Annotated in this window: 9 protein-coding genes; all 9 read left to right on the top strand. The window is 43.0% G+C overall.

All coding sequences use genetic code 11. The annotated features are described in order from the left end of the window. On the top strand, positions 1-388 hold a 388-nt coding region (locus tag BHE89_RS02200), incomplete at its 5' end, for an EF-Tu C-terminal domain-related protein (RefSeq protein ID WP_458694199.1). A 273-nt stretch (positions 389-661) separates the two neighbouring features. Next, positions 662-1,039 (top strand): preprotein translocase subunit SecE, encoded by a 378-nt coding sequence (gene secE, locus BHE89_RS02195; RefSeq protein ID WP_023583091.1) that lies wholly within the window; start codon positions 662-664, stop codon positions 1,037-1,039. Positions 1,040-1,046: 7 nt separating this feature from the next. Continuing rightward, positions 1,047-1,592, top strand: coding sequence for a transcription termination/antitermination protein NusG (gene nusG / locus BHE89_RS02190; protein WP_004246900.1), 546 nt, complete (start codon positions 1,047-1,049; stop codon positions 1,590-1,592). A 146-nt stretch (positions 1,593-1,738) separates the two neighbouring features. Further along, positions 1,739-2,167: a 50S ribosomal protein L11 gene (gene rplK, locus BHE89_RS02185; RefSeq protein WP_069368740.1), complete on the top strand. Its 429-nt coding sequence runs from the start codon at positions 1,739-1,741 to the stop codon at positions 2,165-2,167. A 4-nt stretch (positions 2,168-2,171) separates the two neighbouring features. Continuing rightward, positions 2,172-2,873, top strand: a complete 702-nt coding sequence (gene rplA / locus BHE89_RS02180) for a 50S ribosomal protein L1 (protein WP_069368741.1) — start codon at positions 2,172-2,174, stop codon at positions 2,871-2,873. A 324-nt stretch (positions 2,874-3,197) separates the two neighbouring features. Next, the gene (gene rplJ, locus BHE89_RS02175) at positions 3,198-3,695 is read left to right on the top strand and encodes a 50S ribosomal protein L10 (protein WP_069368742.1); all 498 of its coding nucleotides are present in this window, start codon (positions 3,198-3,200) and stop codon (positions 3,693-3,695) included. Between the two features lie 63 nt (positions 3,696-3,758). Beyond that, positions 3,759-4,124 (top strand): 50S ribosomal protein L7/L12, encoded by a 366-nt coding sequence (gene rplL, locus BHE89_RS02170; RefSeq protein WP_023583093.1) that lies wholly within the window; start codon positions 3,759-3,761, stop codon positions 4,122-4,124. Positions 4,125-4,475: 351 nt separating this feature from the next. Further along, on the top strand, positions 4,476-8,504 hold the full coding sequence (gene rpoB / locus BHE89_RS02165; RefSeq protein WP_036933953.1) for a DNA-directed RNA polymerase subunit beta: 4,029 nt from the start codon (positions 4,476-4,478) through the stop codon (positions 8,502-8,504). Positions 8,505-8,626: 122 nt separating this feature from the next. Next, positions 8,627-9,999: DNA-directed RNA polymerase subunit beta' (locus tag BHE89_RS02160; protein ID WP_458694198.1), on the top strand; the 1,373-nt coding region annotated here is incomplete at its 3' end.

Below are 9,999 nucleotides of genomic sequence, written 5' to 3'. Positions count from 1 at the left end.
CGAAGGTCGTGCAGGTGAGAACGTTGGTGTTCTGTTACGTGGTACTAAACGTGAAGAAATCGAACGTGGACAAGTACTGGCTAAACCAGGTTCAATCAAGCCACACACTAAATTCGAAGCAGAAGTTTATATTCTGAGCAAAGATGAAGGTGGTCGTCACACTCCATTCTTCAAAGGCTACCGTCCACAGTTCTACTTCCGTACAACTGACGTAACGGGTACTATCGAATTACCAGAAGGCGTAGAAATGGTAATGCCAGGTGACAACATCAACATGATCGTTGAACTGATTCACCCAATCGCGATGGACGACGGTTTACGTTTCGCTATCCGTGAAGGTGGCCGTACAGTAGGTGCGGGCGTTGTTGCTAAAGTAATTTTAGGTTAATTATTCGCGTAATTCTCCTAGAGAAGGGCATCGATTGATGCCCTTTTTATGCGTTGTTTGAAAAAGAACCTATCTCATCACTAGTTTGATGTAAATTATTGGTGAGATAGGCTCTGATACAACGAATCGAGTCCAGTATCTTGCAGATACGAATGTCATAGAGATATGACACTGTGTCAGATGCAATCATAGTTGATTTTATGGTTAGTCTGATTTGTTTTGCTCTTGCGAGGCAAGCTGGCTATTTATTTACATCATATGACAGGTTAATTTATGAGTGCGAATAGCGGAGCTCAAGATAGCAAACGTGGTGGTGATATCGCTAAGTGGATCATTACCGTTTTATTGCTGGCAGTAGCAGTGGGTGGCAACTATCTTTATCGTGAATTTAACCTAGCGTTACGAGCTTTAGCGGTTGTTGCTTTGTTCGTAGCAGCGGGTGGGATCGCGTTGTGGACAACACAAGGTAAAGCAACATTAGCATTTGCTCGTGAAGCGCGTATTGAAATGCGTAAAGTAGTATGGCCAACACGTCAAGAAACATTGCAAACAACCCTGATTGTTGCTGCAGTGACGGCTATTGTGTCATTAGTTCTTTGGGGACTGGATGGCATTCTGGTTCGTTTTGTTTCATTTATTACTGGCCTGTGAGGTGTTCATGACTGATTCTCCAAAAAAACGCTGGTATGTCATTCAGGCATTTTCGGGCTTTGAAGGCCGTGTTGCACAATCTCTGCGTGAACATATCAAATTAAACGAAATGGAAGACTCATTCGGCGAAGTTATGGTTCCAACCGAAGAAGTGGTTGAGATCCGTAGCGGTCAACGTCGTAAAAGTGAGCGTAAATTTTTCCCAGGCTATGTTCTTGTCCAAATGGTTATGAACGATGCAACTTGGCACTTAGTCCGTAATGTACCGCGTGTCATGGGATTTATTGGTGGAACCTCAGACAGACCTGCACCAATTAGTGATAAAGAAGTTGATGCGATTATGAATCGCTTACAACAAGTTGGTGATAAACCACGTCCTAAAACACTGTTTGAACCAGGTGAAATGGTTCGTGTTAGCGATGGTCCATTCGCTGACTTTAATGGTGTAGTTGAAGAAGTTGATTATGAGAAAAGCCGCTTAAAAGTTTCTGTTTCAATCTTTGGTCGTGCGACACCAGTTGAATTAGACTTTAGTCAGGTTGAAAAAGGTTAAACCTTTTTACGTTGCTTTCTTGCAAAAGGTGGAAAAGTTATCTACAATTTTCCACCTTTCGTTTTGAGTTGTTTTGTCATAAGACAGAACAAAGTAAAATCGGGGAGCCCTAGCCGGGCGATATACCCAAATTGAGGAATTAATTAATGGCTAAGAAAGTCCAAGCCTATATCAAACTGCAAGTTTCTGCAGGTATGGCTAATCCAAGTCCACCAGTTGGTCCAGCTCTGGGTCAACAAGGTGTTAACATCATGGAATTCTGTAAAGCATTCAACGCTAAAACTGAAAGCGTAGAAAAAGGCTTACCAATTCCTGTTGTTATTACAGTTTACGCTGACCGTTCTTTCACTTTTATTACCAAAACTCCTCCAGCAGCGGTTCTGCTGAAGAAAGCTGCGGGCGTGAAATCAGGTTCTGGTAAACCGAACAAAGAGAAAGTAGGTAAAATTACTTCTGCTCAAGTTCGTGAAATCGCAGAAACTAAAGCTGCGGACCTGACTGGTGCTGACGTTGAAGCTATGATGCGTTCAATCGAAGGTACTGCTCGTTCCATGGGCCTGGTAGTGGAGGACTAATCTGATGGCTAAACTAACCAAGCGCATGCGCAATATCCGTGAAAAAGTTGAAGTAACTAAACAGTATGAAATCACTGAAGCTGTTGCTTTACTGAAAGAACTGGCTACTGCTAAATTCGTTGAAAGCGTTGACGTTGCTGTTAACCTTGGCATCGATGCACGTAAATCAGATCAAAACGTTCGTGGTGCAACTGTACTTCCACACGGTACTGGCCGTTCAGTTCGCGTTGCTGTATTCGCACAAGGTGCAAATGCAGAAGCTGCTAAAGAAGCAGGCGCTGAATTAGTCGGTATGGACGACTTAGCTGCTAAAGTTAAAGCTGGCGAAATGGACTTTGACGTTGTTATCGCATCTCCAGATGCAATGCGCGTTGTAGGTCAATTAGGTCAAATCCTTGGCCCACGTGGCTTAATGCCAAACCCGAAAGTGGGTACTGTAACACCTAACGTTGCTGAAGCAGTTAAAAATGCTAAAGCTGGTCAGGTTCGTTACCGTAACGACAAAAATGGTATTATCCATACCACTATCGGTAAAGTTGATTTCAACGAAGTTCAGTTGAAAGAAAACTTAGAAGCACTGTTGGTTGCTCTGAAAAAAGCAAAACCATCAGCAGCGAAAGGCGTTTATATCAAGAAAGTAAGCCTGTCTACCACTATGGGTGCAGGTGTTGCGATTGATCAAGCTAGCTTAAGCGCGACAGTTTAATCTTAGATTAGACTAAAGTCATAAAAGACTTTACCTTGGCGTCAAATTTGTATAGAATTTGACGCCTTGAGTTTAGCTATGTTGTATTTTTTAAGTCAACATAACTAAATTCTCTGAATTTCGGTTGGAGTCTGGCCTATCCAGACCCCGTCCAAGACCGCAGGTGTAAGTAATTACTTAATTTTCCTGCGTAGACGGTGAGAGAGCCAATAAAGAATTATATATTCTGGATTCTACTCACCGTGTTTTAGCGCTTATACCATTGTGGTAATAAGTGATGTGAGTCCCGAGTTTTTACTCGGTTAATCCAGGAGCAAGAAGCTAATGGCACTAAATCTTCAAGACAAACAAGCGATTGTTGCTGAAGTCAGCGAAGTTGCCAAAGGTGCGCTTTCTGCAGTTGTTGCGGATTCCCGTGGCGTTACTGTAGCTAAAATGACCGAACTGCGTAAAGCATGTCGTGAAGCTGGCGTTACTGTACGTGTAGTACGTAACACACTTCTGCGTCGTGCTGTTGAAGGTACTTCTTATGAAGTGCTGAAAGACGTATTTGTTGGTCCTACCTTGATTGCATTTTCTGCTGAACATCCGGGCGCTGCTGCTCGTCTGTTCAAAGATTTCGCGAAAGCGAACCCAGCATTCGAGATTAAAGCGGCTGCCTTTGAAGGTGAGTTTATCCCAGGTTCGAACATCGATCGTCTGGCTACACTCCCAACTTACGATGAAGCAATCGCACGCCTGATGTCAACCATGAAAGAAGCCTCTGCAGGCAAATTGGTTCGTACTCTGGCTGCTCTGCGCGATCAGAAAGAAGCTGCTTAATAGCCAATTTCTTCGTTGCTTTATTTACGTATAAACTTTTTCTGAATTTTAGGAACACTTGTTATGTCTATTTCTAAAGACGATATCTTAAACGCAGTTGCTGAAATGTCTGTAATGGACGTTGTTGAACTGATCTCTATGATGGAAGAAAAATTCGGTGTATCTGCTGCTGCAGCTGTTGCTGTTGCTGCAGGTCCAGCAGAAGCTGCTGAAGAGAAAACTGAATTTGACGTTATCCTGAAAGCTATCGGCGGTAACAAAGTAGCAGTAATCAAAGCAGTACGTGGCGCTACCGGTCTTGGCCTGAAAGAAGCTAAAGACTTAGTAGAATCTGCACCAGCAGCTCTGAAAGAAGGCGTAAGCAAAGATGATGCTGAAGCTCTGAAGAAAGCTCTGGAAGAAGCAGGCGCTGAGGTTGAAGTTAAATAATTTAACTTCCCAGAGTGCAGCCTAACGGCTGATGGCTGGTGATTTTTTGGTCACCAGCCTTTTTGCGCTGTAAGGTAAGAGTAGCTTTTTCACACTTTTTGGCTTTCTCTTTACCTCAATATTTTTTGCTATTGACGACTTAATATACTGTGTTAGTAACTACGATCCACGTTCTCCAAAAGCTCGGTAGTTAGCTCAATGCAATGAAATGATTTAAGAGTAATAGCAATAAGTATTATGGAAAATTACATTTTCCTACCTACAAAAAATAGTGTTAGCAGAATGTCGTGTCGCCCTTAAATAACTAAGGGTAGGCAGAGTGGGTCACTTTTCAGCGAGCTGAGGAACCCTATGGTTTACTCCTATACCGAGAAAAAACGTATTCGTAAGGATTTTGGTAAACGTCCACAAGTTCTGGATGTTCCCTATCTCCTTTCTATCCAACTTGACTCGTTCCAGAAGTTCATCGAGCAAGATCCTGATGGTCAAAACGGTCTGGAAGCAGCTTTCCGTTCCGTATTTCCTATCCAAAGCTACAGTGGTAATGCTGAATTACAATATGTCAGCTACCGCTTAGGCGAGCCTGTTTTTGATGTTAAAGAATGTCAGATCCGCGGTGTCACTTACTCAGCACCTCTGCGTGTAAAACTGCGTCTGGTCATTTATGAACGTGAAGCCCCAGAAGGCACCGTTAAAGACATCAAAGAACAAGAAGTTTATATGGGTGAAATCCCATTAATGACCGATAATGGTACTTTTGTTATCAATGGTACTGAGCGTGTTATCGTTTCCCAGTTACATCGTAGCCCTGGTGTGTTCTTTGATAGTGATAAAGGTAAAACACACTCTTCAGGTAAAGTACTGTATAACGCACGTATTATCCCTTATCGTGGCTCATGGTTAGACTTCGAATTCGACCCTAAAGATAACCTTTTTGTCCGTATTGACCGTCGCCGTAAATTACCTGCGACTATCATTTTACGCGCAATGAACTACAGCACTGAAGAAATCTTAGGTTTATTCTTCGAAAAAACATTGTTTGAAATCAGCAATAACAAGCTGATGATGACATTAGTGCCTGAACGTCTGCGTGGTGAAACGGCTTCATTTGATATTGAAGCAAACGGCAAAGTGTATGTCGAAAAAGGCCGTCGTATTACCGCTCGCCATATTCGTCAATTAGAGAAAGAGCAAGTTGATCGCATTGAAGTACCTGTTGAATACATTGCAGGTAAAGTGGTTGCTCGTGACTATATTGATGAAGCGACAGGTGAACTGATTTGTGCTGCTAACATGGAAATCTCTTTAGATGTGTTAGCTCGCTTAAGTCAAGCTGGTCATAAAACGATTGAAACGCTGTTTACCAATGATTTAGATCATGGTGCTTATATTTCAGAAACTGTCCGCGTCGATCCTACAAACGATCGTTTAAGCGCATTAGTTGAAATTTATCGCATGATGCGTCCTGGTGAACCACCTACACGCGAAGCAGCAGAAAATTTATTTGAGAACTTATTCTTCTCTGAAGATCGTTATGATCTGTCTGCTGTTGGTCGTATGAAGTTCAACCGTTCGTTAGGCCGTGACGAAGTTGAAGGTTCTGGCATCCTGAGCCAAGAAGATATCATTGAAGTAATGAAAAAACTGATTGATATCCGTAATGGTAAAGGTGAAGTGGATGATATTGACCACTTAGGTAACCGTCGTATTCGTTCTGTTGGCGAAATGGCTGAAAACCAATTCCGTGTTGGTCTGGTGCGTGTTGAACGTGCAGTTAAAGAGCGTCTGTCTTTAGGCGATCTTGATGCATTAATGCCACAAGATATGATCAACGCAAAACCGATTTCTGCTGCTGTCAAAGAATTCTTTGGTTCTAGTCAGTTATCACAGTTTATGGATCAGAATAACCCGCTATCAGAAATTACGCACAAACGTCGTATCTCTGCATTAGGTCCAGGTGGTTTGACCCGTGAACGTGCAGGCTTCGAAGTTCGAGACGTACACCCAACTCACTACGGTCGTGTGTGCCCAATCGAAACACCAGAAGGTCCAAACATCGGTCTGATCAACTCATTATCTGTTTATGCACAGACTAACGAGTACGGTTTCTTAGAAACGCCTTACCGTGTTGTTGAAAACAACGCTGTAACAGATGAAATTCACTATCTGTCTGCAATTGAAGAAGGTAACTTCATCATTGCTCAGGCTAACTCCGTATTAGACGATGACAATCACTTCGTTGAAGAATTAGTTACTTGCCGCCATAAAGGTGAGTCAAGCTTATTTAGTCGTGACCAAGTTCAGTACATGGACGTTTCAACTCAACAGGTTGTTTCTGTCGGTGCTTCACTGATCCCATTCCTTGAACATGATGACGCCAACCGTGCATTGATGGGTGCGAACATGCAACGTCAGGCTGTTCCTACTCTTCGTGGTGATAAACCACTGGTAGGTACCGGTATGGAACGTGCAGTAGCGGTTGACTCTGGTGTTACTGCGGTTGCTAAACGTGGTGGTGTTGTTCAGTATGTTGATGCTTCTCGTATTGTTATCAAAGTTAACGAAGATGAGACTTACGCTGGTGAAGCGGGCATCGATATCTATAGCTTGACTAAATACACTCGCTCTAACCAGAACACATGTATTAATCAAACTCCTTGCGTATCTTTAGGTGAGCCTGTTGATCGTGGTGACGTGTTAGCCGATGGTCCTTCAACAGACCTTGGTGAGTTAGCATTAGGCCAAAATATGCGCGTGGCATTTATGCCATGGAATGGTTATAACTACGAGGACTCCATCCTTGTATCTGAACGTGTTGTTCAAGAAGATCGTTTCACTACTATCCACATTCAAGAACTCGCTTGTGTCTCTCGTGATACTAAGTTAGGGCCTGAAGAGATCACTGCGGATATCCCGAATGTCGGTGAAGCAGCGTTATCTAAACTGGATGAATCAGGTATCGTTTATATCGGTGCTGAAGTGAAAGGCGGTGATATTCTCGTTGGTAAAGTAACACCTAAAGGTGAAACTCAACTGACTCCAGAAGAGAAGCTGTTGCGTGCTATCTTCGGTGAAAAAGCGTCTGATGTTAAAGATTCTTCTCTGCGTGTTCCTAATGGTGTGTCTGGTACAGTTATCGATGTACAAGTCTTCACCCGTGACGGCGTAGAAAAAGATAAACGTGCATTAGAAATCGAAGAATCACAGTTGCGTGAAGTTAAGAAAGACTTAACTGAAGAACTGCGTATCTTTGAAGCGGGTCTATTCGCTCGTATTCGTGGTGTTCTGATTGCTGGCGGTATTGAAGCTGAGAAATTAGATAAATTACCTCGTGAACGTTGGTTAGAGCTGGGTATTGCGGATGAAGAGAAGCAAAACCAGTTAGAACAATTAGCAGAACAGTATGATGAACTGAAAGCTGAGTTCGCGAAGAAGCTGGAAGCTAAACGTCGTAAAATCACTCAAGGTGATGATTTAGCACCAGGCGTGCTGAAAATCGTTAAGGTTTATCTGGCTGTTAAACGTCAGATCCAACCGGGTGATAAGATGGCTGGTCGTCATGGTAACAAGGGTGTTATCTCTAAGATTAACCCAATTGAAGACATGCCATACGATGAAAACGGTAATCCAGTAGACCTCGTACTGAACCCACTAGGTGTACCATCACGTATGAACATCGGTCAGATCCTTGAAACTCACTTGGGTATGGCTGCTAAAGGTATCGGTGATAAGATCAACGCGATGCTGAAACAGCAACAAGAAGTTGCTAAATTACGTGAATTTATCCAGAAAGCTTACGATCTGGGTATGGCACCTCGTCAGAAAGTTGATCTGGACACCTTCAGCGATGAAGAAGTGTTACGTCTGGCTGAAAACCTGAAAAAAGGTATGCCAACCGCAACACCAGTGTTCGATGGTGCAGAAGAAATGGAAATTAAAGAGATGCTGAAATTAGCGGATCTTCCAACTTCTGGTCAGATTACACTTTTCGATGGTCGTACAGGTGAACAATTTGAGCGTCCAGTAACTGTTGGTTACATGTACATGCTGAAACTGAACCACTTAGTTGATGACAAGATGCACGCCCGTTCTACTGGTTCGTACAGCTTGGTTACTCAGCAACCTCTTGGTGGTAAAGCACAGTTTGGTGGTCAGCGTTTCGGGGAGATGGAAGTGTGGGCACTGGAAGCATACGGTGCAGCTTATACTCTTCAAGAAATGCTTACTGTTAAGTCAGATGACGTTAACGGTCGTACCAAAATGTACAAAAACATTGTTGATGGTAACCATCAGATGGAACCAGGTATGCCAGAGTCGTTCAATGTATTGTTGAAAGAGATCCGTTCACTGGGTATCAACATCGAATTGGAAGACGAATAACGGATTCCATATAGACAGACTGCTAGAAATGGCAGTCTGTCAAACAGTGACTACACTGGTTTAAAGGGGTGAATGACAGGGGTCATTTGCCTGGCAGGTCTAACTCCGACAGGAGCCATTTCGTGAAAGACTTATTAAAGTTTCTGAAAGCGCAAACCAAGACCGAAGAGTTTGATGCGATCAAAATTGCTCTGGCATCACCTGATATGATCCGTTCATGGTCATTTGGTGAAGTTAAAAAGCCAGAAACAATTAATTACCGTACGTTCAAACCAGAACGTGACGGTCTTTTCTGTGCCCGTATTTTCGGACCAGTAAAAGATTACGAATGTTTGTGTGGTAAATACAAACGTTTAAAACACCGAGGTGTTATCTGTGAGAAGTGTGGCGTTGAAGTTACACAAACTAAAGTTCGTCGTGAACGTATGGGTCACATCGAATTAGCTTCTCCAGTTGCTCACATTTGGTTCTTGAAATCACTGCCGTCCCGTATCGGTCTGCTGTTGGATATGCCACTGCGCGATATTGAACGTGTACTGTATTTCGAATCTTATGTTGTGGTTGAAGGCGGGATGACTAGCCTTGAGCGCGGGCAAATCTTAACAGAAGAGCAATATCTTGATGCATTAGAAGAGTTTGGTGACGAATTCGATGCGAAGATGGGTGCAGAAGCTGTTCAGAACTTGTTACAGAGCATGGATCTGGAACAAGAGTGTGAAACACTGCGTGAAGAGTTAAATGAAACTAACTCTGAAACTAAACGTAAGAAACTGACTAAACGTATTAAGTTACTTGAAGCATTCATGCAATCAGGCAATAAACCTGAGTGGATGATCTTAACTGTACTGCCTGTGCTACCACCAGACTTACGTCCACTGGTGCCACTTGATGGCGGTCGTTTTGCGACTTCAGATCTGAACGACTTATATCGTCGTGTGATCAACCGTAACAACCGTTTAAAACGCCTGCTTGATTTAGCAGCACCAGACATTATCGTACGTAACGAAAAACGTATGTTACAAGAGTCTGTGGATGCGTTATTAGATAACGGTCGTCGCGGTCGTGCGATTACAGGTTCTAACAAACGTCCTCTGAAATCTTTGGCTGATATGATCAAAGGTAAACAAGGTCGTTTCCGTCAAAACCTGTTAGGTAAACGTGTTGACTATTCTGGTCGTTCTGTAATTACCGTTGGTCCATACCTGCGTCTGCATCAGTGTGGTCTACCGAAAAAAATGGCTCTTGAGTTATTCAAACCATTTATTTACGGAAAACTGGAAACCCGTGGTTTAGCGACAACAATCAAAGCCGCTAAAAAAATGGTTGAGCGCGAAGAAGCGGTTGTTTGGGATATCTTAGATGAAGTTATCCGCGAACACCCAGTAATGCTAAACCGTGCACCAACACTTCACCGTTTAGGTATTCAGGCATTTGAACCAATCCTTATCGAAGGTAAAGCTATTCAGTTACACCCACTCGTTTGTGCGGCATATAA

The sequence above is a fragment of the Shigella sp. FC1967 genome (assembly GCF_001743005.1).
Lineage (GTDB): Bacteria > Pseudomonadota > Gammaproteobacteria > Enterobacterales > Enterobacteriaceae > Proteus.
This window is presented reverse-complemented; position numbering and strand designations above follow the sequence as displayed.

Coding starts and splice junctions, on each gene's coding strand:
- secE (WP_023583091.1), top strand. CDS start 662: ATGAGTGCGAATAGCGGAGCTCAAGATAGCAAACGTGGTGGTGATATC.
- nusG (WP_004246900.1), top strand. CDS start 1,047: ATGACTGATTCTCCAAAAAAACGCTGGTATGTCATTCAGGCATTTTCG.
- rplK (WP_069368740.1), top strand. CDS start 1,739: ATGGCTAAGAAAGTCCAAGCCTATATCAAACTGCAAGTTTCTGCAGGT.
- rplA (WP_069368741.1), top strand. CDS start 2,172: ATGGCTAAACTAACCAAGCGCATGCGCAATATCCGTGAAAAAGTTGAA.
- rplJ (WP_069368742.1), top strand. CDS start 3,198: ATGGCACTAAATCTTCAAGACAAACAAGCGATTGTTGCTGAAGTCAGC.
- rplL (WP_023583093.1), top strand. CDS start 3,759: ATGTCTATTTCTAAAGACGATATCTTAAACGCAGTTGCTGAAATGTCT.
- rpoB (WP_036933953.1), top strand. CDS start 4,476: ATGGTTTACTCCTATACCGAGAAAAAACGTATTCGTAAGGATTTTGGT.